The following is a 24,022-nucleotide window of genomic DNA, read 5'->3' as shown; positions in this document are numbered from 1 at the left end:
AGCTCGCGAAAGAGCTCGGACTGTCAAGCAAACAGCTTCTGGGGAAGCTCAATGAGATGGGCGAGTTCGTCCGATCAGCTTCCTCAACTATTGAGGCACCAGTTGTGCGGCGACTGCGTGACCAGATCGGTTCAGCTGAGCCGGCTGGCGACGCCAAGGCCGCCAAACCTGCGGCTCGCAAGTCGCAGCCAGCACCCAAGGAAACATCCAAGAAGGCCCCAGCGGCCAAGCCCACCCCTGGTCCCAAGCCGGGTCCTGGGCCGAAGTCGGCGCGAGGTTCCCGTCCCGGGTCCAGCGGCGGACCCAAACCTGGTCGAAGCTCTGCGGCTCGTACCAGCGCAACCCCGCGTCCGGGCCTCATGAAGTCTTCCGGTGGTCTCAAGAAAGAGACCCCGGCACCCAAGAGCGACGCCAAGCCGGCTCCCAAGCCAGGCCCGAAGGTCGCCAAGCCCCATGCACCGACTCCCGGCCCCAAGCCCGGCGCGTCGGCCAAGTCGTCGACCCCAAAGCCGGGTGCTCGTCCGGGTCCGCGTCCGGGTGGATCTGGCGGTCTGCCGTCGGGACCGCGCCCCGGTCCGCGTCCGGGTGCCGGTCGTCGTACCGGTGCGCCACGTCCCGGAAACAACCCCTTTGCTTCCAGTCAGGGAATGGGACAGTCTCGTCATCGTTCTGAGGGCGGGCAGCGTTCCGGGGGAGCTTCGCATTCCGGTCGTGGCGAGCGTATGCCGCGTCCAGGTGGCAGCCAGGGATCGCGTGGCGGTTCCGGTATGCCTCGCCCGAACCCGGCCATGATGCCGAAGCACCAGTCCTCCCAGATCGGTCACGCAACTACTGGTCGTGGTGGACGCGGCGGTGGTCGTGGTCGCGGTGGGTCCCGTGGCGGCGGCTTTGGTGGCGGTTTCGGCGGCGGACCGCGCGGCCCCATTGGCGGTGGTCGCGGAGGTCGTGGCGGTCGTGGCACACAGGGTGCATTCGGTCACGGTGGGTCGCGTCGCAGCCGCAAGTCCCGTAAGCAGCGTAGGCAAGAGTTCGACGAAATGCAGGCACCGCTGGTTGGCGGGGTGCGCGTCCACAAGGGCAATGGCGAAACCATCCGGCTGCGTCGTGGCGCCTCGCTGACCGATCTGGCTGAAAAGATCAATGCTGAGCCCGCACAGCTGGTGCAGGTGCTGTTCAACCTGGGCGAGATGGTGACGGCGACCCAGTCGGTCTCAGACGACACCCTCGAGATCTTGGGTGGGGAGCTTAACTACGAGATTCAGGTCGTCTCCCCAGAGGACGAGGATCGCGAGCTGCTGGAGTCGTTCGACCTTGAGTTTGGCGAGAACGAGGGCGATGAAGAAGACCTCGTTGCACGTCCGCCGGTTGTCACCGTCATGGGCCACGTTGACCATGGCAAGACGAAGCTGTTGGATGCGTTGCGTCATACCCACGTGGTCGAGGGTGAGGCCGGTGGCATCACCCAGGCCATCGGTGCTTATCAGGTCAAGACTGAGGTCGATGGCACCGAGCGGGCCATCACCTTCATCGACACCCCAGGACACGAGGCATTCACGGCTATGCGTGCCCGTGGTGCGAAGTCGACCGATATTGCAGTGCTGGTTGTTGCCGCTGATGACGGCGTCATGCCGCAGACCGTTGAGGCTCTCAATCACGCCAAGGCGGCCGATGTGCCGATCGTGGTGGCTGTCAACAAGATCGACAAGCCAGAAGCAGATCCAGACAAGGTGCGCGGACAGCTCACCGAGTACGGTCTGGTTCCCGAGGAGTACGGCGGCGACACCATGTTCGTCAATGTCTCCGCTCGTACCCACGAGGGCCTTGACGATCTTCTCGAGGCGATCATTCTGACTGCGGACGCTGCTCTGGATCTTCGTGCCAACCCGGACATGGCTGCTCAGGGTGTTGCTATTGAGGCTCACCTCGACAAGGGTCGTGGTCCGGTCGCCACAGCGCTTATCCAGCGAGGCACCCTTCATATTGGTGATTCCATCGTCGCTGGGTCCTCTTATGGTCGCGTGCGCGCCATGATTAACGATCAGGGCGAGAGCGTCGATGAGGCTGCTCCGGCTACCCCGGTGCAGGTTCTCGGTCTCACGTCGGTGCCTGGTGCTGGCGACAACTTCCTGGTTGTCGACGACGATCGGATGGCTCGCCAGATCGCTGAAAAGCGTGAGGCTCGTATGCGTGCCGCTCAGCAGGCCAAGTCGTCGCGTCGCAAGACCCTCGACCAGCTGTTTGAGCAGCTTGAGAAGGGTGAGACTCAGGAGCTGCTGCTCATCCTCAAGGGTGACGGCGCCGGCTCGGTTGAGGCGTTGGAAGACGCTCTGGCCAAGATCGACGTGGGCGACGAGGTGGACCTGCGCGTCATTGACCGTGGCGTCGGTGCCATTACCGAGACCAACGTCTCGCTGGCTGCGGCCTCTAACGCCGTCATCGTGGGCTTCAACGTTCGCCCGACCGCCCATGCCCAGCGTATGGCCGACGAGGAGAACGTCGACATCCGCTACTACTCGGTCATCTACGACGCGATCGACGAAATCGAGTCGGCCCTGCGAGGTATGCTCAAGCCGATTTACGAAGAGAAGTCGATGGGCACTGCGGAGATCCGCCAGATCTTCCGCTCCTCGAAGGTTGGAACGATCGCGGGCTGCATGGTTGCCGATGGCGTCATTCGCCGTCATGCCAAGGCACGTCTCGTCCGCGACGGCGTGGTGGTCCAGGAAACCTCGATCAACACGCTGCAGCGCGAGAAGGATGCCGTTACCGAGGTCCGTGAAGGTTATGAGTGTGGTCTGACCTTGACCAATTACTCCGACATTCACGTTGGTGACGAGATCCAGTGTTACGAGATGGTTGAAAAGCCTCGCGACTGAGGTTCTTGGTTACTGTCCTGAACGGGGCGTCCGTGCGGAAGCATGGTCGCCCCGTTCCTGTGTTCCCAACCACTTGGTCCATCGTCACCCAAATGATAGCGTGACCCTCATCGGTCAGCAGTGAGGCTGGCGTTGCTCTCTTGTTTATTCTTTTGGACGGATGGTTGATGAATGTATGAGAAGAGTCGCATTGTAGTTATGTTAGCATTTGCCGTGTCTGTCTTTGGCTTGTGTTCTGCTGCCCCGGGACTTGCTGATACTATCAGAGCGACTCCTGTGACATCGTGGAAGAGTCTTTCTGTCACAGGAGGATCGGCGAAAGCATCAGGAAAAACCCAAGGACATAAGAAAGCCTACATGTCGTCAGATGGTGTCTGGCATTCTCGGGCTAATTACATTTTCACTGTCGCGGGTCACAAGAAAACTGACAGGGGCGGTTACGGTAAGATCGACGCATCTGTTCTTTATTACAGATGTCAGCCTATGCCGGGTGCAAACTGTATACCGAAAGTCTTAAGAACCGGGGCATCAGGCAACACTGGGCGTTTGGTTGGTGGAAAGGCGTACAGATGGGATGCTGACGCCAAGATCCACGTTGGTCGTAATCAAAGAGGCGGTTGGCAACGTTCTTCTAAGATTTGTATCGACCTAGTGGCTCGACATGATAAGTGCAGCGATGGGTTGAATTGGTGAGTTCTGACACGATTGAACTTGACCAGGTGGTCGTCCGATACCGGTCCGGGTGGCAACTGGGGCCGGTATCGGCGACCTTTCCGGTGGGGGTGAGTGCCCTTGTCGGCCCCAATGGTTCGGGTAAGACGACGATGCTTGCTGTGCTCACCGGAATCAAACGACCGAGGGCCGGGACGCTACGTCGTGACGGGCAACCCGTGAGGAGACGACGGGAGGGTTCTGGGTACCGGGTCCACATCGGGTACGTTCCTCAGGAATGCACCTGGTCACCGTCGTGGCCGGTCGAAGACTTTCTCGCCTTCTGTGCGCGCATGTATCGAGTACCGTCCACGCAGGTCAGGCACAGGTGCCAAGGCGTCATGTCCGATCTGAACGTCGGTCAATTCGCCCACCAGCCCATCGGTACTCTGTCGGGCGGTCAAAAGCGTCGGGTCTTCCTCGCGGCGGCACTGGTTCACGACCCCGAGGTGCTCATTCTTGATGAGCCGACCGTGGGCCTGGATCCGGGGGAGCGGATCTCGTTTCGCCGCCACGTCGTCGAGCAGGCGGCCTCACGGGTCGTCGTGCTGTCCACCCATCTCATGGATGACGTCGCCTTGTCCGCAGACCAAGTGCATCTGGTCGATGGGGGGCACATTACCTGGAGCGGCACACTGCCCGAATTGATGGCTGCAGCAGGAGAATCTGATTCACAGGACCACGTGTCAGTGGCTGAGCAAGGCTACCTGCACCTGATGCAAGGTCGCGCAGAATCCGAGCTCCTTGAGGGGGACCGATGAAAGCCTGTCTTCGGCAGGCCGTCTGGTCTGGGCTCGGGCTTGCCGTGTTGTGGGTCGCCACGAGCGTTGGCCTGATGCACATGTATCCCCGCGTGTGGAAGTCCTTCGCCTTGACGACGGGGAGTGTCTCGGTGGACACGGTCATCCTGTCTCCAGTGTGCTGCGGAGTCGGGGTGGCGTACGGCGCCCGTCTTCGCCGCGCCGGGGTCACGCGTACATCCCGAGCCTGGCCGCGCAGCGCCACCGCCGCCATCGTCACCACCTGGCTGGTGGGTGTCGGAGCCGTTCTGCTCCTGGCTGTGGGGGTAACGACGGCAATCCTCGCATTGGTGGCTTCTGGTGACGCCGATCCGCGACTCGTGATGGGTTCGGTCCTCACCGCCATGGCCGCCACGGCATTCCTGGCCCTGGGGGCCGTCCTTGGAGTGGCGGCTGGTTCCTATCTGCTCGCCGCTGTCGCTGCCATCGCGGTTTACTTGGTGGCGGGGGCCGTTCCTGAGGCCTATGACCTGCTCATTGGATGGTCTGGTCCTGCGGCCATCGACGGCGCCCCTTCGCATCTCACCTGGCACGCCATCGCGTTGTGGGCTGGACTCGATTGTGCCGTCATCGTCGTCTCTTTGGTGCTCGTGGCCGTGATCACGACACCCGGTGGTGGGCCTTGGTGGCGGTGGCTCACGGCGACGATTCTGGTGGCAGTGGTCATCGTTGACGCCGCAGCGACGATTCGGTTGGAGGAGGTGTGGGAGTCCACGGGTGATTGGCGGTGCCGTGAGGTCGGTAGGCGCGGATCAATGGCGTGCGTTTCCGGTGACATGTCTTGGCGGCTGGAGGAGTACGCGACGGCGATGGGTCGTGTCGATGACCTCCTGACCGACAGCGGGGTTCACAGACGTATAATGTATGCGCCCGAGGGAGGGCCTGGCCGGTCCGGGTACTTGCCGGTGTGGACGCAGGTGTCGACCTCCTCCACAGCGAGAGAATGGGCCGGGGATCTCAACGCACCCCTGCTGGGTGACAACCTGTTGGGAGTCGAGGATTCCACGTCCTCACAGTGTGACGGGATGGTCGAAATCCTTGACGACGCACTGGTGTCGGTCATGGACGGTCAACCCCTCGCCCCGGACTCGCTGCGATCCATGGTGGCACAGGTGAGGGCTTGTCCATGACGGGTCGGCTCTCCTGCTTCGGATGGTTCCTGCGCAGTCGTGGCCTTGCCGTGGTACTCATCTACCTGATTGCGGGAGTGGTGTGCGCATATCACAGTGGCGGGGATCTCGTGGGCGTCCCCATCTCTGAGGGGAGATCGGTTGACGTCGGTCTCGGAACGTCAAGTGTGTGCGGTCTGATAGCCGCAGTGTTGTTTTCTTCCCCAGACCCGCAACGAGAGCGTGCGTTCCCTGACGTGCCCATTCGAGCCATGAGGGTGGTGTGGGCCGTCATAGTTCTGGTGTGGCCAGTGACCTGGGTCGTGCTGTTCAATCTTGACCAGCCCGATTCGCAGTGGTGGGTGCTGTGGTTCATCCGCAACCATGTACTTCTCGCGGGAATGGCGATGGTCGCCAGCGTCTTGCTGTCGGTGGCCTGGGCGTGGCTGCCGGGAACCATCTTCGTCTTGCTGTGCTGGGTCATCGGCACGAAGGATTCTGCGGCGACTCCCTATTGGTGGGCGCTGCTGGACCAGAGCCCCTTTGATCCATTGAGCGTGGCGGTGACGACCATTGTGGTTGTGGTCGGATTGATACTGCAATGGCGCACGCCAGGGCCGCCGCGTTGACGCTCGACATGTGCGTTGGGGGTCGATGATGTGGAAAGATTGACACCTTGGTTCAGGACACGAATGGCGAGGAGAGATCATGAAGCCACCCAATCCCCGGGTCGCCAAACTGGCCGATCAGATCAGGGTTGTTGTTGCCGAGACCCTCGAGCGCCGCGTCAAGGACCCCCGGCTGGGTTTCGTGACGATCACCGACGTGCGCTTGACCGGGGACTCTCGTGACGCCACTTTGTTCTGGACTGCCATGGGCACTGACCAGGAGATCGCCGCTACTGCTGCCGCTCTGGAATCAGCCAAAGGTATGCTGCGTTCCACCGTCGGCAAGAGACTCAAGCTGCGCTACGCCCCGACGCTGACTTTCGTGCGTGACGCCACCCCCGAGACGGCCAAGTCAATCGAGGACGCCTTGGCTCGGGCTGCCGCTTCTGACGCTGAGATTGCACGTCGTTCCCAGGGGGCCGTGCCCGCCGGTGAGCCGGATCCCTACCGTCACCGTGCAGAAGAGGGTGAGTGACAATTATGGCTTTTGGGTCGGCAGATGAAGACTAATCTCGGCGTCCCATCGGGGGTCCTGATTGTCGATAAACCCGTCGGCCTGACTTCCCACCAGGTTGTGGGCCGGGTGCGTCGTCTCATGGGGACCCGCAAGGTTGGTCACGCTGGGACTCTGGACCCGATGGCCACCGGAGTTCTGGTCATCGGGATGAATCGCGCCACCCGACTCCTCGGCCATCTGTCCTTGCATGACAAGGACTACACCGCCACGATGAGGTTGGGGGTAAGTACCGTCACCGACGACGCCGAGGGTGACGTTACCGCTGTCACCGACCCGTCTGGGATAGCCGACGAGGACATCCGCGCTGCGATGGCGCGTCAGACTGGCACGATCCAGCAGGTTCCCACCGCCGTCAGTGCGATCAAGATCAATGGTCAGCGGGCTTACGCCAAGGTGCGCGCGGGCGAGGATGTCGTCCTTCAGCCGCGCGCTGTGACCGTCTCCCGGTTTGAACCCACCGATATTCGTCGTCATGACGAGGTGATTGACGTCGACGTCAAGGTCACCTGTTCCTCGGGAACGTATGTGCGGGCATTGGCCCGTGATGTCGGGGCAGACCTGGGAGTCGGGGGACACCTCACCTCCTTGCGCCGTACTCGAGTTGGACCTTTCGACCTCACCATGGCGTGTGCGGACATCTTTGCTGACGACGCAGCTCCCCCCACCCCGATGACTATGGCTGAGGCGGCCAGGATGAGCTTTCCCGTCGTCGAGACCACCGAGGACCAGGAAGCCGCCATTCGAGTCGGACGACGTCTGGACTTGATCGTGCCAGCCGAGGTCACCGCGATGGTTGCGAGTAACGGTGAATTATTGGCTCTTTATCGACCAGATGATGAAAAAAAGGGGCACAGTCGCGCGATCTGCGTACTTGTTTGACCTCAAGGTCAGGACAGGTGCGTTTGGAGCCGCGAGGAAGCGGTCACCCTGTCATCGATATGCGATGTGACATAGCCCACACAGGCTTGCATTATTCGAGTTTCGGGCCATGACGGCAACTCAGTTTCAAGTATTCATAGGAAATAATATAAAGTCATATCTACTGCCGTCCTCTTGCAGGTATAAATCAGACGTGATAGTTTTTACTAGTTGTTATGCCCTGATAGAGGCGTGATTCTGGCGGTTCACCGCGCCGTGGCGTGTAGTCTCGACGGCCTGGTGATCTGCGTGACTTGTGCCCGACTACCCAGTGGACTCAACTGCCCATGTGAAAGGTGCCGTACGACGTGGATTTGGTTCGAGCATCCCATCTGTACAAGGTTTTCGGTAAACACGAACGAGAAGTGATCGAAAGACTCAAGGCAGGGGAGTCTCGAGCAGATCTCGCCTCTCTTGGTACAGCGGCTGTCATTGATGTCAGCTTTGAAGTCGCCAAGGGAGAGACCTTCGTCGTCATGGGTCTCTCGGGTTCTGGTAAGTCCACCCTCATCCGGATGATAAACGGGCTGTGGTCCCCGTCCGAGGGCACCGTCGAGGTCGCTGGAAAGACCGTCTCCGATATGAACGGCGCCCAATTGAGGGAGCTGCGTCGCGACCATGTGTCCATGGTGTTCCAGCACTTCGCTCTGCTCCCGCACCTGACTGTTCGCGAAAATGCTGCCTACGGGCTGAAACTGCAGGGCAAGCTCAAGCCGAAGGAACGCCTGGGGAAGGCCGATGAATGGCTGCACACCGTGGGCCTAAAGGGATGGGGAGACAAGTATCCTCACCAGCTTTCTGGAGGTATGCAGCAGCGCGTCGGGTTAGCTCGGGCTCTCGCTGCGGAGACTGACATCCTGCTCATGGACGAGGCCTTCTCCGCCCTTGATCCACTTATTCGTCGCGAAATGCAGGACCAGCTCCTTGAGCTGCAGAGCACCCTCAACAAGACGATCATTTTCATCACCCACGATCTCAACGAGGCTATGTACCTCGGCGATCACATCGCAGTCATGCGCGATGGTCGTATTGCCCAGATCGGTACGTCTGATGAGATCCTCACTCGGCCAGCCGACGACTATGTTGCCGACTTCGTTCAGGACGTTGATCGCAGCCGAGTCTTGACGGCAGCGGCTGTCATGCACCCCACGGAGGCTGTCGTCTCCAGCTCGGCAGATCCCCGCCGCGTCCAGCGCATTATGGGGCAACACGACTGGTCGGGTGTCTTCGTCGTCGATGAGTATCGTCGCCTGCTCGGCATGGTTGGTGACCAGGAGGTCATCGCGGCTGCTCGTCGCGGAGATCGCAGTATTGCTGAGGTGGTTGAAACTGGCGACATCCTTACCGTTCGTACTGACACCCCACTGTCTGAGCTGTTCGCTCCCTCGAAAGACGCACGGTTGCCCCTCGCTGTCGTCGACGAAGACTTTCACCTCATGGGTGTCATTTCCCGCGTCACCTTGCTTGACTCGATGTCGAGATCTCAAGACAAGGTTTCTGAAGGGTCAGTGATGTCGTTGGAGGATACCGGGGAGTTGCCCGTCATCACAGCTGGCGGAGATCCCATTGGCCTTGCCCCGGCTGACCAGACGACGACCGGGACGGCCATGTCCGTCCCGACTATCGAGAAGGAGGCATGATCGAGATGGGCTTCAATTTCGCCAACCCGCGTATTCCGTTGGGAAGCTGGATCGAGACCTTCTTCGACTGGTTCCAGCACGCCTTTGACTGGCTTATTACCTTTACCAACGTCGTTATCGGCGGTATGTACCACGGACTCGACTTTGTGTTGTCCAAGCCGCTGTACGTGGTGATGATGGTGGTTCTCGCCGCTATCGGATGGGCCTGCGCTAACTGGAAGGTGGGACTGTTCGCCCTCATAGGGTTCTACGTGGTGCGAGCGATGGACCAGTGGAACAACACTATGCAGACCCTCGCCCTGGTGGTAGTGGCTGTCATCCTGGCCCTCATCCTGGCGATCCCGTTGGGGATCTGGGCTGCTAAGTCGAAACGGTTCTCGGCCATTATCAAGCCCATTCTCGATTTCATGCAGACGATGCCGTCGCTGGCATATCTGGTTCCGGTCATCGTGTTGTTCGGCATTGGCCAGGTTCCCGGTGCCATTGCGACGATCATTTTCGCCCTGCCGCCGGGAGTGCGATTCACCGAGTTGGGCATTCGCGGCGTTGACGCCGAGACGGTCGAGGCCGGCGCAGCCTTTGGGGCCAGTCCGCGTCACATTCTGTGGCGTATCCAAATGCCGCTGGCCATGCCGACAGTGATGGCAGGTGTCAACCAGGTCATCATGTTGGCCCTGTCCATGGTGGTGCTGTCGGGCATGGTCGGCGCTGGCGGCCTTGGTGGTGACGTTGTCGCTGCCTTGTCCCAGGTCGACATCGGTCTGGGCATGGAAGCGGGACTGGCAGTGGTCGTTGTGGCCGTCTACCTCGACCGCATTACTAATGGGCTGGCCAATCGCACCCCGCTTGCCAGGGCTCAGCGGGCTAACTGAGCGCAGTGCTGAGGGCAGTGTGCTGACCCAGCGCAGCGGGTCAAGTGGCCGCTGAGGGACGACCGAGTCCATGCGGATTATATGAAGAGAAGACGAGGAAAACGATGAGCATAAGCATGGTTCGACGCAAGGTCATCGGTGTGGTCTCCACCTTGACGATTGGGGCCATCGCCCTGTCTGGGTGCGGTGCCACCAACAGTGGAAGCGGAGAAGGTGACAGCTCCGCCACGGGCTCCAACAACGTCGACAAGAAGTGGGTCGAGTGCACGCCTGGCGACGGGTCCAAGGACACTGGCTCGATGAAGGCTGATGCTGACAACAAGATCACCATTGGTGCCTTCAACGGCTGGGACGAGTCCTTCGCCACCGCCGGGATACTTAAGAACGTCCTGGAAAAGGACGGATACACGGTGACGATCAAGGGATTCGACGCTGGTCCAGGTTATGCCGGTCTTGTTGGCGGTGACATCGACCTCATTACCGACGGCTGGCTTCCCCTGACTCACGCTGATTACGTCAAGCGCTACGGCGACAAGATGGAAAACTTGGGTTGCTGGTACGACAACGCCAAACTCACCATCGCCGTGAACAAGGACTCCAAGGCCAAGACCATCGGGGATTTGAAGTCGATGGGCGATGAGTATGGAAACACGCTCTATGGCATTGAGGCGGGGGCAGGTCTGACGAAGACAACCAAGGACTCGGCCATTCCGAAGTACGACCTGAAGAATCTCAACTTCAAGATTTCGTCGACCCCGGCGATGTTGGCTCAACTCAAGAAGTCCACTGACGCCGGCCAGGATATTGCGGTAACCCTGTGGCGTCCGCACTGGGCCTACGATGCCTTCCCGGTCCGTGACCTCGAAGATCCCGAGAAGGCCATGGGTGAGGCTGAGGTCCTCTACAGCTTCGGTCGTCCTGGATTCGAGAAGGATCATCCCAAGGCCGCACAGCTGGTGCGCAACATGGTTTTTGACGACGACACCCTCTCAAGCCTTGAGAACACGATGTTCTCTTCGGAGAACTATGGCGGCGAAAACCAGGAGAAGGCCGTGACTGAGTGGACGTCGAACAACAAGGAGTGGGTCGACAAACTCAAGTCCGGTGAACTTGCCGGCAAGTGATCGACAACTGTCCGAGTGGGCGTCACACCGCGTCCTGACGTGGCGTGACGCCCACCAATGGCACGAGCATGATGCGCACTCGCGGATGACGTGCAGTGATGACGTGCAGTCGTGGTTTTCGAATTCGGGTGATACGTGGTTATCGCCATAGACTGCCGATTGTGTCTGTTCCCGAGGAATCGTCGATTGTCGTTATCGGAAATTTCGATGGTGTGCATCGTGGCCACCAAGCCCTTGTCCACGAGGCCAAGAGGCTTGATCCGAACGGCTATGTCGTTGTCGTGACTTTTTGGCCTCACCCGTTGACTGTGCTGGCTCCTGACCGAGCCCCGGCTTTGTTGTGCCCCTTGGAGCGGCGTATTGACTGGCTCAAGGAAGCCGGTGCTAGTGAGGTGCGCGTCGTCAACTTCACCTCAGAGATTGCGAGGTGGTCCCCGGCGGCCTTTGTCGAACGGACGATTGGGCCGTTGCAGCCCAGGCATGTATTGGTGGGGCAGAACTTCCGCTTCGGGAGTCAGGCTGTGGGCACTCCGCAGACTATGTCCGAGATTGGACGCGGGCGTTTCGAGGTTCATGCCATGGATCTTGTTGCCATTTCTGGGGTGACGGTGTCGTCGACTCGGGTGCGCGAGGTGGTGGCAGCTGGTGAGGTCGCTGAGGCTGCTGAACTGCTTGGCCGTCCGTTCGAGGTCGGCGGAGTGGTGGTCATGGGGGACCAGCGGGGACGTGAACTTGGATTCCCGACGGCCAACCTGGTTCTGCCGGACGATCGGGCCGTTCCCGCTGACGGGGTTTACGCCGGATGGTTGGAGCCTGGCAGCGGACCGGACGTCGGACGTCGGTTGCCCTCTGCAATCTCGGTGGGAACCAATCCGACCTTCGACGGCGTCGAGCGGCGTGTCGAGACCTACGTCATCGATCGCGACGATCTCGAACTCTACGGAGTTGACGTCAAGGTCACTTTTGCCGAGCGACTGCGTGGGCAGGTGAAATTTGACGGTATCGAGGCGCTGATATCCCACATGACCGACGATGTTGACGCTGCCAGGAAGATCTTGGCCTGAGTAGTGGGGGAGGACACTGGCGTTAGGTGTTGACCTCGGGCGAATTCGCGCTCTACCGGCGGAATCTGATATTCTCACCCAGTTGCCGTCAGATCGGCCGCGGCCTTGGAAGAGTCTCCTGCAATTAGAGCATCGGGGACGCCGCGCAACGGATAGGAAGGAAGCCACCGAGATGGATGCAGCCGAGAAGAAGAAGATCATCGAAGAGTACGCGACCCATCCCGGAGACACTGGTTCGCCTGATGTCCAGGTTGCGATCCTCACGAAGCGTATCGCCGAGCTCACCGAGCACCTCAAGTCCCATAGGGGCGACCACCATTCCCGCCGTGGCCTGATGCTCATGGTCGGTCAGCGTCGTCGTCTCCTCAACTACATCGCGAAGAATGACATTGAGCATTACCGCGAACTCATCGCTCGCCTCGGCCTGCGTCGCTGAGCCTCATAGATGAAGTGACGGGGTGTTCCTTCCGGGACGCCCCGTTTTCCATGTCTGGGCACTGTACCCGGTTGCGGCGTTGCGGGCCGATCTGTCTTTGGCCGAGCTGTTTCCTGGTGTTTGTGACCGATCTGTCTTTGGCTGAGTTACTTGCAGTTGCGCCGTGTTTGTGCACCTGCGCCGCCTAAAACCGGCGCAACTGCACATCCGTGGCCCAACTGGTGGGGTGACATATCCCGGTTGACCGAATCCGGGACGGGAACAGGAGGCCAATCCTGGACCGACAACCAGGTAACGATTCGTGGTATTGACTACGGATGCCGTAGACTGAGCGACACAATAAGAATTACTGTAACCGTCGACTGCCTCCCCAAGACACATGGGTCCTCGGTAGTGGTCACCGGGGCACGATCCCGGCGGCTTCGATCGAAGACCGGTGTGGTTACAACAGGCGCCTTAGGGAGCGCCAGCGGGCGGCGGTCGACCCTGCGAAAGGACATCCCTGTGGAGGGACCCGGACTCGAGTTCACCGAGGCCATCATCGACAACGGAAAATTCGGCAAGCACGTCGTCCGTTTTGAATCGGGACTGCTGGCCCAGCAGGCGGACGGATCCGCCGCTGTTTACCTCGATGGTGACACCATGCTGTTGTCGGCCACCACAGCCGACAAGACCCCCCGAGACTCCATCGACTTCTTCCCGCTGAAGGTTGACGTCGAGGAGCGTATGTACGCCGTCGGACGTATTCCCGGCTCTTTTTTCCGTCGTGAAGGACGCCCGTCTGAGGGAGCCGTTCTCGCCTGCCGTCTTATCGACCGTCCGCTGCGCCCGTCCTTTGTTAAGGGTCTGCGCAATGAGGTCCAGGTCGTCGTGACTGTGATGGCCCTCAACCCGTCGGTTTACTACGACGTCATCGCCATCAATGCCGCTTCGATGTCCACCCAGCTTGCTGGTTTGCCGTTCTCCGGGCCGATCGGTGGCGTCCGGATGGCTCTCATTGACGATCAGTGGGTGTGCTTCCCGTCGGTTGACGAGCGCAAGGAGTCGACCTTCGACATGGTCGTCGCCGGGCGTGTGCTCGCTGACGGTGACGTCGCCATCATGATGGTCGAGGCTGAGTCGACCCCGGCCACCTGGAATCTTGTCCGTGGTGGACGTACTGCTCCGACTGAAGAGGTCGTCGCCACCGGTCTGGAGGCCGCTAAACCCTTCATCAAGGTGCTGTGTGACGCTCAGGTCGCTTTGGCCGCCAAGTTGCCCAAGGAAACCTACGACTTCCCGGTCTTCAAGGACTACGAGGACGACATTTACGCCGCCGTCGAGGAGAAGGCTGCTGACGAGCTGTCTCGTATCGAGCAGATTGCTGCCAAGCTGGAGCGCCAGGAGGCCGAGACCGAACTCAAGACCCGTATCAAGGCTGAGCTCGCGGAGACCTTCCCGGAGCGCGAGGCAGAGATCTCTGGTGCTTTCAAAGCCATCATGAAGAAGATCGTCCGCAAGCGCGTCCTCGACGAGGGGGTGCGTATCGACGGTCGTGGTCCTCGTGACATTCGCGCCCTGTCTGCCGAGGTCGGGGTACTTCCGCGTGTCCACGGTTCTGCTCTGTTCCAGCGCGGTGAGACCCAGATTCTCGGTGTGTCGACGCTCAATATGCTCGATATGGAGCAGAAGCTCGACACTCTCTCTCCGGAGACCTCGCGTCGCTACATGCACAACTACAACATGCCGCCGTACTCCACCGGTGAGACTGGCCGTGTTGGGTCCCCGAAGCGTCGTGAGATCGGTCACGGCAATCTCGCTGAGCGTGCCCTTATTCCGGTGCTGCCGACCCGCGAGGAGTTCCCGTACGCCATCCGTGAGGTGTCCGAGGCCATCGGTTCGAATGGATCCACCTCGATGGGTTCGGTGTGCGCCTCGACCCTGGCCTTGCTCAACGCTGGTGTTCCGCTGCGCGCCTCGGTCGCTGGCATTGCCATGGGCCTCATGAGCGAGACCGACGAGGACGGCAACACCAAGTACCTTGCCCTCACCGACATCCTTGGTGCCGAGGACGCCCTGGGTGACATGGACTTCAAGGTCGCTGGCACCAGTGAGTTCGTCACCGCCTTGCAGCTCGACACCAAGCTTGATGGTATTCCCGCAGACGTGCTGGCCGGTGCTCTCAAGCAGGCCAAGGAAGCTCGCACCACCATCTTGGAGGTCATGAACGACGCTATTGACTCGCCTGACGAGATGGCTCCGACTGCACCGCGAATCATTACCGTGCATATCCCGGTCGACAAGATCGGTGAGGTCATCGGCCCCAAGGGCAAGGTCATCAACCAGATTCAGGACGAGACCGGCGCCAATATCTCCATCGAGGATGACGGCACCATCTTCATCGGTGCTGACAATGGCGATTCCGCCGAGGCTGCCCGCACCATGGTCAACGCCATCGCCAACCCGCAGATGCCTGAGGTCGGAGAGCGCTACCTGGGCACCGTCGTCAAGACGACTAGCTTCGGTGCTTTCGTGTCCCTGCTGCCGGGTAAAGACGGTCTATTGCACATTTCCAAGATGCGCGACCTCAATGACGGCAAGCGCGTCGAGGCAGTCGAGGATGTGCTGTCGGTCGGCCAGAAGATCGAGGTTGAGATTGCCGAGGTCGATGATCGCGGCAAGCTGTCTTTGGTGTTGGCTTCCCATGACGAGGATGACGACGACGAGGAGTGACGCGAGTCGTTGATCTTGGACGGGCTGCCCTGACGCATTGGTCAGGACAGCCCGTTCGTCGTACACGAATGAGTCGTCCCTCGGCAGCGTCACACTTGCTGGGTAGTCTGGACTCGGCGCCAGGACAGGTGCCGTCGCCAGGAAGGAAGATCCAGATGATTAAGGTTGCCGTCTTCGGAGCCAAGGGACGTATGGGGGCAGCGGTGTGCCAAGCCGTCGAGGAGGCTGAGGACACTGAGCTTTTTGCTGCCATTGACAGTGGCGATGATCGTTCAGCTGCTAAGGGAGCTGATGTCATCGTCGACTTCACCACCCCCGACGCTGTCATGGACAACCTGGCATGGGCCATTGACCACGAGATCAACACCGTCGTTGGAACCACTGGTTTTGACGACGAACGCTACCAGACCCTGCGCGACCAGCTTGCCGATCATCCGAACATCGGGTGCCTGGTGGCCCCAAACTTCTCCATCGGCGCTGTGCTCATGATGCATTTCGCCCAGGAGGCCGCGAAGTTCTACGAGTCGGTCGAGATCATCGAGCTGCACCATCCCAACAAGGTCGATGCCCCCTCCGGCACTGCCCGCACCACCGCAGGCAAGATCGCTACTGCCCGGAAGGAGGCCGGGTTGGGAGAGGTTCCGGACGCCACCCAGAGCCAGCTCGACGGTGCTCGCGGCGCTGTTGTTGACGGGATTCACGTCCACGGTGTGCGCCTGCGCGGTCTGGTTGCCCATCAGGAGGTGCTCTTTGGAGCTGAGGGGGAGACCCTGACCATCCGCCACGACTCGATGGATCGTGTCTCGTTCATGTCCGGTGTCCTGACCGGCGTGCGCGGTGTCCTCGACCGTCCGGGTCTGACTATTGGCATTGAAGGGTTGCTTGGACTTGAATGAGCGTCCTGACTTCTCGCTGACGCCAGCTGAACCAACTCTGGTGCTGCCGCCTAAACCTCAGGTCGATCCCGGTGCGAAGGTGACGGTTGAACGTGATCGCCGTCCCCACCGGTTCATCAAGTGGCTCATCGGGATCGTCGTTATCGCCTTGGTAGCGGTTGCCGCAGTCGTGACGGACCAGACCTTTCGGGCCAGAACGGAAAAAGAGATAGCGGCCACTATCGCGACGTCATCCGGGGCCGACGAGTCGAGCGTCGGTGTCACCATCCACAATCGTCCTTTTCTTGGGGTGCTGCTGACTGACGAGCTGCAAGGTCTTGACGCCACCATCCCGACAGCAACCATTGTCCGGGACGAGGAGACGGTGACTTTTCGCGACGTGAACATCCACGCCAACGGGATTCGTCACGTCCGTGAGCAAACCCAGACAGTAGCCGAGACCGTGTCTGCAACAGGCAGGGTTGATTGGGCTGAGCTGTCGCGGCTGGCAGGTGGTCGTATCACCTACAACAGCGACACCGGTGAGAACGGCACAGTGACCATTGTGCGTGATGTGTCGGTACTGGGGGCGCGGGTGGACGTCAGCATTTCGGCGGTGCCCGGCGTTGAAACCACGTCGCGGCGGGTGACACTGACCAGCCCATCAGCAAGCTTGGACGGTATTCCTATCCCCGAGATCCTGCTCAAATCTGTTTTGGAAGGTGTGACTGAGCGATTCACCCTCCCCGACTTGGGCAATCTGCATTACGAATCTCTCAAAGCTACGCCGAGAGGATTGGAATTCTCCCTCGTGGGGACCGAGGTGAAACTGTCCGACCTTACCGGCAAGTAATCAGCTCGGCGCGAATGGTGAGGTGAGGCTAGTCACAAAAAGTCGTATCCTAACCTGTGGCCGTTCGCCCGGCCGTTCATCACATATTGCCAGTCCCGCGGAGGTCCCTTTCATGAATGTTGCCGAGCAGCTTGTCCAACAGCTCCTCGATGCGGGAGTGCGACGGATATATGGCATCGTCGGAGACTCCCTCAACCCCGTCGTTGACGCAGTTCGTAAAACTGGCGGTTCCGCCAAAGGTGGTATCGACTGGGTTCACGTTCGTCATGAGGAGGCTGCGGCCTTCGCGGCTGCTGCCGAAGCAACTCTGACCGGTGAACTGGCTGTGTGCGCAGGATCGTGCGGCCCGGGCAACCTGCACCTCATCAACGGCCTGTTCGACGCCTACCGCTCCCAGGTTCCGGTTCTCGCTATTGCCTCGCACATCCCCAGTGTGCAGATCGGCATGACCTACTTCCAGGAGACCCACCCAGATCGTCTGTTCGTGGAATGCTCCGATTACTGCGAGCTGGTCTCGACCCCTGAACAGGCTCCTCGCGTCATCAATTCGGCCATTCGCCACGCTGTTGCCGGCAGTACTGTCTCAGTCGTCACCCTTCCGGGCGACATCACCGATAAGAAGGCCGTCGCCCCGGCACCGGTTTTCGTTCCGAGTCGTCGCCCCACGATCGAACCGAACCCGGAAGACGTCCGTCAGCTGGTCAAGCTGCTCAACGACGTCAAGAAGGTCGCCATCTTCGCTGGTGCCGGTGTTGAGGGTGCCCATGACGAGGTCCTGGCCTTGGCCGACAAGCTCAAGGCCCCGATTGGGCACACCCTGCGAGGTAAGGACTTCATCCAGTACGACAACCCGTTCGATGTCGGCATGACCGGCCTGCTGGGATACGGTGCCGCCGCCGAAGGCATGAACGATGCCGATGTACTGATCTTGCTGGGAACCGACTTCCCGTACAACCAGTTCCTGCCCGACACCCTTACCGTTCAGGTGGAGAATCGTCCCGAGAAGCTGGGACGTCGTACCAATGTCTCGTTCCCCATTCATGCCGACGTCAAGGCTTTGTGCAATGCCGTTACTCCGTTGCTCAAGCAGCATGACGACAAGTTCCTCAAAGCGACCGTCAAGCGCCACGCCAAGATCATGAAGGCTCCGGTGGGTTCCTATACTCGCAATGTCGAGCACATGAAGCCGATTCACCCCGAGTATGTTGCCCATGTCCTCAATGAGCTGGCTGATCGCGACGCGATCTTCACCGCTGACACCGGTATGTGCAATGTGTGGACTGCCCGTTACATCGACCCGTTGGGTACTCGACGCCTCATCGGGTCTTTCCTGCACGGCTCAATGGCCAACGCCCTGCCTCATGCCATCGGTGCTCAGGCTTCCCATCCGGGACGTCAGGTGATTTCGGTCTCCGGTGACGGTGGACTGTCCATGCTGCTTGGCGAACTCGTCACGGCCCGTATGCTCAATCTGCCCATCAAAGTGGTCGTGTTCAATAACTCCACCCTCGGTATGGTCAAGCTGGAGATGTTGGTCGCCGGTCTGCCTGATTTCGGTACGGACGTCCACGACGTCAGCTACGCCGGGATTGCCGAGGCCATCGGTTACCACGCCGAGCGGGTCGACGATCCGAAGAACGTACACCGGGCGCTCAAGAATGCTCTGGACTTCGATGGTCCGGCCCTCGTCGAGGTGATTACGGATCCCAATGCCTTGTCCCTGCCTCCTGAGATCAAGAGTGAGCAGATGATTGGGTTCGCCACGGCTATGAGCAAGATCGTGCTCAACCGTGGTGCCGGTGAGGCGGTTTCGATGGCTACCTCCAATATGCGTAACATCCCGAGGTTTTGAGTTGTCGCGTGGGCCCGTGAGGACGGGCCCACAGTCTTTGTGGCCGCTGGTCAACAGGTTTATGTCCGACCCGCAGCCTTTTCGTCCCGCCGGCACACGGGGAGGCAAATCTGTCGGAGTCTCCCGATAGGCTTCACAGCGTGGCTAAGACTGGATTGACGACACCCCCGGACCTGCAACCGGATGTTTTGCGCATCATTCCCCTCGGGGGATTGGGGGATGTCGGACGCAATATGTCATGCTACGAAATCAATGGGGAGATTCTTCTCATTGACTGTGGTGTGCTGTTTCCAGAGGATGACCACCCCGGCGTCGACCTGTTGCTGCCAGGATTGGATTACCTCGACGAGGACAAGCTCGCTCGTGTCAAAGCGCTAGTGCTGACTCACGGCCATGAGGACCACATCGGGGCTGTGCCTTATCTGCTTAAGCGACGCGCCGACATTCCTGTTTATGGGTCCAAGCTGACGTTGGCTCTTGTCGAGGCCAAGCTGCGTGAGCACCGTATCAAGGGGTATCAGCTGAACGTCGTTCACGAAGGCGACGTTGCTGAGGTGGGTGAGCAGTTCGACTTGGAGTTCATCGCCGTCAACCACTCCATTCCCGACGCCCTGGCGGTGTGTGTGCGAACCGACGCCGGAACCCTCATCAATACCGGCGACTTCAAGATGGATCAGTTACCGCTGGATGGCCGTATTACCGATCTGCGTGCCTTCGCGCGGCTGGGCGAAGAAGGGGTTGACCTGTTCATGGTTGATTCCACCAACGCCGAGGTGCCGGGTTTCGTGAAGTCCGAGACCGAGATTGAGCCGGCCATTGAGAGGGTGTTTGAGAAGGCTAACAAGAAACTCATCGTCGCCTGTTTCGCCTCTCACGTGCACCGCGTTCAGCAGGTGCTCAATATGGCGGTCCGCCATCACCGCAAGGTCTGCTACGTCGGTCGTTCCATGGTCCGCAACATGGCAGTGGCCCAGGACCTTGGCTACCTGCATGTACCGGACAACACCGTCATCGACCTGCGCGAGCTCGACCACTATCGGGACGATGAGGTCGTCATCGTCTCGACCGGGTCCCAAGGGGAGCCGTTGTCAGCTCTGGCCCGTATCGCTAACCGGGAGCATCGCGACATCGAGGTAGGGGAGGGCGACACCGTCCTGTTGGCCTCCTCCCTCATTCCTGGCAACGAAAACGCCGTCTACCGTGTCATCAATGGTCTGACGAAACTGGGTGCCACCGTCGTTCACAAGGGCAATGCGCTGGTTCATGTTTCCGGGCACGCGGCGGCCGGTGAGCTTCTGTACGCCTATAACATCGTGCGTCCGCGCGCTGTCATGCCGATTCATGGCGAGGTGCGTCACCTTGTGGCTAATGCCGAATTGGCTAAGGCCACCGGAGTCGATGAGAAGAATGTCATCCTCGTTGAGGATGGTGGGGTAGTGGATCTGGTTGATGGGGTGCCGCGAGTTGTCGGCAAGATTGACGCCTCGTACATTCTCGTCGACGGGTCGGGGGTTGGCGAACTCACCGAGGACACCCTCACTGACCGTCGCATTCTTGGCGAAGAGGGATTCCTGTCGGTAGTGACGGTCGTTGATACTCGGTCGGCGTCGGTGGTGTCGCGTCCGGCTATTCAAGCGCGTGGTTTCGCCGAGGATGATTCGGCTTTTGCGTCGGTTACCGATCAGATCGTGGTCGCGTTGGAAAAGGCGATGGGGGACGGCATGGATGACGCCTACCGGTTGCAGCAGGTGGTGCGGCGAACGATCGGACGGTGGGTCTCCCATACATTCCGGCGTCGTCCAATGATCGTGCCCGTCGTCGTTAAGATCTGAGGGTTTCGAGGTTGGAGCTTGTGGCGTCGTTGTGCGATACAACCGGAAGTTTGGCGAAGAATTACCATCCGGAAGCGGGCTGCTACGACTATGCCCCCGCACCGCCTGCCGAGACCAGATCCCGCTTCGTTACTACCTGTAGCTGCGCATGACGTTGTTTACGCCTGTGGGGAGTAGTGAGGCGGGTGGTCTGGTGAGCCGGTGTGGGGTCGATGATAGGTGCCGTGGATGTTGCCTACACTGATGGCTTGGACTGGTTTAGCTTCTGAACGATAAGGGCGGGCGTATTGAAGCTTCTCGGGGCTTGATCTGGTTATATCGTTCGATGGTGCCGGTGCGACTGTGGAGTCTAGATGTTGCGGATCTGTGGGTGTGGCCTTCATCGACCAGCACGGATGTGACCATGTGCCTATCACGGGCCGTTATCAGTGACTGTGGTGATGGTGTCGATACTGTGGACGGCACAAGAAAGCTTTCGCACGACGCCACAACTCCACCATGGGTGGAAACCATCTGGTCGGCACAGGGTTCGGTGTAGGCCAGCCGGGACAACCTGTCACAGATAGGTGCCGCCCACTGTGCCGCGGCTAGGCGTAGCAGCCCTGCCGTGGAGACACCATCGCCCGACCGTGGCCTGAGAAATCCGGATACCGCGATCTGCCAGGTCGATACAGATCAGTCGGACCGACCACTGTTGTTCCCGCCGCAACCTAGCGATGGTCTTGACGATCTCAGTAGGGGTTTGATGAGGGCACCGGGCAGGCCGGCTGGTCCGATCAGCCAGGCCAGCTTCTCCGTGGCGGCGGTACCGGTTGACCCATGTAGGTGCAGTGGCCCGACTGATACCCATCTCGACGCCCACCATAGGCGATCGGGCAGGTGTTAGCGACGCTCAACCAGGCGTCCGGTCAAAGGTGCGTTAGCGTGAGTATTCACCGGCAGGCTCCCTACTCAGGCCGTTATTTTCCAACTCCTATCCTGACGGGGCCTACCCCCTCCCTCACTCCAGCAGCGTCAACAACCTCATGAACCGCAACAACTACCCACAGGCTTAAGCAACGTCATGCGCAACTACATATAGGAACCGGAGGATTCACGACCCATCGGTACTGTCAATCGTGATGAGCCATTTTATCTCGTTCACTTCTCGACTTATCAGAGCCTGGCAGTGAAGCAACTAGCTGCGCGATTTCGGCAAGCCATTTCAGCGGGGTAAGTTCCGGGGAATCATAGGCCTCCTCAAATAATCGATAAAGATCACAGTATCTGCTATCATTTTCCACCAGGTATTTTACTTGCGCAATATCAACGGGGATTATCTTTAAGGGAGTGTTATCTCCTTGATTATTCCAATAACCGGAGTTCTTTCGAAATCTAAAGTCATTTGCGACATTGACTTCTATGTGGGGCGCTACAAAAACGCAGTAGTCATTGTGGTTTCCGGTTTGAAGAATGTGAGTACCTAGGTGACGTGAAACGGGCTCCATTTCCATGCGTCTGGTGTTCGTCCCATCGGCTAAAGTCGCTTCAATAAGCATGTCATGGCGGGGATAATTACCTGACGGCTCAAACTCGAATACAATGTCCGCGCCTCCGCCTTGTGCGTGAGTGCGGGGCATGAGGTCTGCGTCAAAAGAAAGTTTCATAAACCGTAGAACATCGCCTTGTCGGTCAGTGAACTCATACCAAATGAGAGCTAAGACATATTCAAAGATAGTTGATGGCGTTGCATCTTCAGTAACAAGTTCCTTGACACGCTCGTCATTACGAGTTATAAAACAGTCTAGGAGTTCCATGAGTACTTTTTTGGTGAAGCGGTCATCTAATAGATGGTGCAAACGTTCGTAGCGTTTGTCCTGTACAAAGCCATTGACTTCAGAAAGCGTCGTAAGTTTTACGCCCAGCTTGGATGAAAGCGCTGTCAGTAAATCCACTTCCGGTATATTAAACATTGGTGCGATATTTTTAAGCTCAAGCGACTGGGTGAGAGTTTCGGAGGGCTCAAACATAGACGCTAAAAGCTTATCTCCAACAAGCGAGAAAAAAGCTGATGGAATTGAATCAAATCTGACTGTGTTTTCGCGGAAAAGAACAGTGTCTGTTAGCTTAAAATACCTCCTGTTGAGATCGAAGTAATCAGACAAGGTGGCCCGGGCCTTGTACAGATGTAGATATTTGAAGAAGACGTCCTTTAACTCGGCCTCGTCTGACACCGAGGTAAACGGGTTGTTTTGAGCGAATGAATCGGCGCCATTTCGGCGCACTTTTGTTGAGCTACTATCGCCGAAAATCAGGCGCTTCCAATATGTAGCCGTCTTGAGGTTTCTGACTTGCTGGTAAAGTTGTGAAACCGCTCGTGTTGTGTTTCTCTTTTCTACGAAGATTTGTTTGAGGAGCTGGTAAAAGGGGTAATACGCCCTGTCGTACTTCCGGCTTTTACGGTTCATTCCAATTTGGGTGACTAGTCTTTCATCAACGGTGGTTGTCATCCACAAATCGTATGCCTGCTTATAATTCTGCTTAGACATTAAGGTCGAAAGGATCACTTCATTGAAAGTCGCCCTTCCGCTCCGCACGTCGGTAAGGCTTGTTTCAACGATGTGTAGCGACTGTTCATCAACAACTAGCGGCAAAAGATACGTGAATTCTTCAAAGGTTAAGGAACCGAACTTATTCAAAAAGTGCGCTAACACAAAGTATGGCCTCACGTTTGCGTCTTCACGGATTCTTAACGATGTCTTCAATAACTGCTTGAGATAAATGAAGCTATCCGCAGGAATCATGAAGTAGTTGTTTTCGCCGAACGAGGCATCCTCGACATAATTTAGAAGCTCCTCGCCTGCAGGCGTGATTATGCGATTATCGTCGATAAACCCTAGTGTCAATAAACCAGACGTCTTCTGGCGAGCATCTTTGTCGGGTCTCCGTGCGTCACCTTTCAGAGCGTTGTTGTCTTTTAGATAGTAGTAGAAACGGGCCTGTAATTCCCTATTCCCTTTCCAGCGCCATTTTTCATCCCCGTCTGTGATTGTTTGCGAGAAGCTGCGCAGATGAATGAGTTGCTCTTCAATGCGCAGGTTCATTTGAGCTACGCGGAAACTAGTTGTACCCAGCACCCAGCTATAGCTTTGGAAATTGATGTTTTCGTAGCTCACAACTAACC

At 58.8% G+C, this 24,022-nt stretch carries 18 protein-coding genes; 16 read left to right on the top strand and 2 right to left on the bottom strand.

Annotation, left to right across the window (positions count from 1 at the left end; translation table 11 throughout):
• From infB to Q4B98_RS09775, 16 genes are all read left to right on the top strand, one after another.
• Positions 1–2,876, top strand: a 2,876-nt coding sequence (infB, locus tag Q4B98_RS09850; RefSeq protein ID WP_303197118.1) for a translation initiation factor IF-2, incomplete at its 5' end; no start/stop codon positions are given.
• A gap of 668 nt (positions 2,877–3,544) precedes the next feature.
• Positions 3,545–4,348, top strand: a complete 804-nt coding sequence (locus Q4B98_RS09845) for an ABC transporter ATP-binding protein (protein WP_303197117.1) — start codon at positions 3,545–3,547, stop codon at positions 4,346–4,348.
• Positions 4,345–5,517 (top strand): conjugal transfer protein TraL, encoded by a 1,173-nt coding sequence (locus Q4B98_RS09840; RefSeq protein WP_303197116.1) that lies wholly within the window; start codon positions 4,345–4,347, stop codon positions 5,515–5,517. Before Q4B98_RS09845 ends, Q4B98_RS09840 begins: the two co-directional genes overlap by 4 nt.
• On the top strand, positions 5,514–6,125 hold the full coding sequence (locus tag Q4B98_RS09835; RefSeq protein WP_303197115.1) for a hypothetical protein: 612 nt from the start codon (positions 5,514–5,516) through the stop codon (positions 6,123–6,125). The genes Q4B98_RS09840 and Q4B98_RS09835 overlap by 4 nt, the downstream gene beginning before the upstream one ends.
• Before the next feature lie 79 nt (positions 6,126–6,204).
• Positions 6,205–6,639 (top strand): 30S ribosome-binding factor RbfA, encoded by a 435-nt coding sequence (gene rbfA, locus Q4B98_RS09830; RefSeq protein ID WP_303197114.1) that lies wholly within the window; start codon positions 6,205–6,207, stop codon positions 6,637–6,639.
• Between the two features lie 24 nt (positions 6,640–6,663).
• On the top strand, positions 6,664–7,560 hold the full coding sequence (gene truB, locus Q4B98_RS09825) for a tRNA pseudouridine(55) synthase TruB (RefSeq protein ID WP_303197113.1): 897 nt from the start codon (positions 6,664–6,666) through the stop codon (positions 7,558–7,560).
• Positions 7,561–7,895: 335 nt separating this feature from the next.
• A complete protein-coding gene (locus tag Q4B98_RS09820; RefSeq protein WP_303197111.1) occupies positions 7,896–9,239 on the top strand; it encodes a glycine betaine/L-proline ABC transporter ATP-binding protein in 1,344 nt (447 codons plus the stop codon).
• 5 nt (positions 9,240–9,244) lie between these two features.
• Positions 9,245–10,111 (top strand): proline/glycine betaine ABC transporter permease, encoded by an 867-nt coding sequence (locus tag Q4B98_RS09815; protein ID WP_303197139.1) that lies wholly within the window; start codon positions 9,245–9,247, stop codon positions 10,109–10,111.
• Positions 10,112–10,227: 116 nt separating this feature from the next.
• Positions 10,228–11,235, top strand: coding sequence for a glycine betaine ABC transporter substrate-binding protein (locus Q4B98_RS09810; protein WP_303197138.1), 1,008 nt, complete (start codon positions 10,228–10,230; stop codon positions 11,233–11,235).
• A gap of 98 nt (positions 11,236–11,333) precedes the next feature.
• Entirely contained in the window at positions 11,334–12,299 is a 966-nt protein-coding gene (locus Q4B98_RS09805; protein WP_303197110.1) for a bifunctional riboflavin kinase/FAD synthetase, read from the top strand.
• Positions 12,300–12,471: 172 nt separating this feature from the next.
• Entirely contained in the window at positions 12,472–12,735 is a 264-nt protein-coding gene (gene rpsO / locus Q4B98_RS09800; protein ID WP_303197109.1) for a 30S ribosomal protein S15, read from the top strand.
• 504 nt (positions 12,736–13,239) lie between these two features.
• A complete protein-coding gene (locus Q4B98_RS09795; RefSeq protein ID WP_303197107.1) occupies positions 13,240–15,447 on the top strand; it encodes a polyribonucleotide nucleotidyltransferase in 2,208 nt (735 codons plus the stop codon).
• 155 nt (positions 15,448–15,602) lie between these two features.
• On the top strand, positions 15,603–16,343 hold the full coding sequence (gene dapB / locus Q4B98_RS09790) for a 4-hydroxy-tetrahydrodipicolinate reductase (protein ID WP_303197105.1): 741 nt from the start codon (positions 15,603–15,605) through the stop codon (positions 16,341–16,343).
• A gap of 16 nt (positions 16,344–16,359) precedes the next feature.
• Positions 16,360–17,175 (top strand): DUF2993 domain-containing protein, encoded by an 816-nt coding sequence (locus tag Q4B98_RS09785; RefSeq protein WP_303197137.1) that lies wholly within the window; start codon positions 16,360–16,362, stop codon positions 17,173–17,175.
• A 112-nt stretch (positions 17,176–17,287) separates the two neighbouring features.
• A complete protein-coding gene (locus Q4B98_RS09780; RefSeq protein WP_303197103.1) occupies positions 17,288–19,027 on the top strand; it encodes a pyruvate dehydrogenase in 1,740 nt (579 codons plus the stop codon).
• A 140-nt stretch (positions 19,028–19,167) separates the two neighbouring features.
• Entirely contained in the window at positions 19,168–20,859 is a 1,692-nt protein-coding gene (locus Q4B98_RS09775) for a ribonuclease J (RefSeq protein ID WP_303197102.1), read from the top strand.
• A 556-nt stretch (positions 20,860–21,415) separates the two neighbouring features.
• Here the strand turns inward: Q4B98_RS09775 and Q4B98_RS09770 are convergent.
• Both Q4B98_RS09770 and Q4B98_RS09765 read right to left on the bottom strand, forming a co-directional pair.
• A complete protein-coding gene (locus Q4B98_RS09770) occupies positions 21,416–21,724 on the bottom strand; it encodes a helix-turn-helix domain-containing protein (RefSeq protein WP_303197101.1) in 309 nt (102 codons plus the stop codon).
• Positions 21,725–21,971: 247 nt separating this feature from the next.
• Positions 21,972–24,014 carry an AlwI family type II restriction endonuclease gene (locus tag Q4B98_RS09765; RefSeq protein ID WP_303197100.1) on the bottom strand — a complete coding sequence of 681 codons (2,043 nt, stop codon included), beginning with the start codon at positions 24,012–24,014 and terminating at the stop codon, positions 21,972–21,974.
• Positions 24,015–24,022: the final 8 nt, after the last annotated feature.

The organism is Cutibacterium sp., from assembly GCF_030525615.1.
In the GTDB taxonomy this organism is placed as follows: Bacteria; Actinomycetota; Actinomycetes; order Propionibacteriales; family Propionibacteriaceae; genus Cutibacterium.
Note: the sequence above shows the minus strand (reverse complement) of the source record. Positions and strands in the feature narration are given on the sequence as shown.

Bases quoted from the DNA above. Each gene is read 5' to 3' on its own strand.
- Q4B98_RS09840 (WP_303197116.1), top strand. From the start codon at position 4,345: ATGAAAGCCTGTCTTCGGCAGGCCGTCTGGTCTGGGCTCGGGCTTGCC.
- Q4B98_RS09815 (WP_303197139.1), top strand. From the start codon at position 9,245: ATGGGCTTCAATTTCGCCAACCCGCGTATTCCGTTGGGAAGCTGGATC.
- rbfA (WP_303197114.1), top strand. From the start codon at position 6,205: ATGAAGCCACCCAATCCCCGGGTCGCCAAACTGGCCGATCAGATCAGG.
- Q4B98_RS09780 (WP_303197103.1), top strand. From the start codon at position 17,288: ATGAATGTTGCCGAGCAGCTTGTCCAACAGCTCCTCGATGCGGGAGTG.
- dapB (WP_303197105.1), top strand. From the start codon at position 15,603: ATGATTAAGGTTGCCGTCTTCGGAGCCAAGGGACGTATGGGGGCAGCG.
- rpsO (WP_303197109.1), top strand. From the start codon at position 12,472: ATGGATGCAGCCGAGAAGAAGAAGATCATCGAAGAGTACGCGACCCAT.
- Q4B98_RS09835 (WP_303197115.1), top strand. From the start codon at position 5,514: ATGACGGGTCGGCTCTCCTGCTTCGGATGGTTCCTGCGCAGTCGTGGC.
- Q4B98_RS09805 (WP_303197110.1), top strand. From the start codon at position 11,334: ATGACGTGCAGTCGTGGTTTTCGAATTCGGGTGATACGTGGTTATCGC.
- Q4B98_RS09770 (WP_303197101.1), bottom strand. From the start codon at position 21,724: ATGGTGGGCGTCGAGATGGGTATCAGTCGGGCCACTGCACCTACATGG.
- truB (WP_303197113.1), top strand. From the start codon at position 6,664: ATGAAGACTAATCTCGGCGTCCCATCGGGGGTCCTGATTGTCGATAAA.
- Q4B98_RS09810 (WP_303197138.1), top strand. From the start codon at position 10,228: ATGGTTCGACGCAAGGTCATCGGTGTGGTCTCCACCTTGACGATTGGG.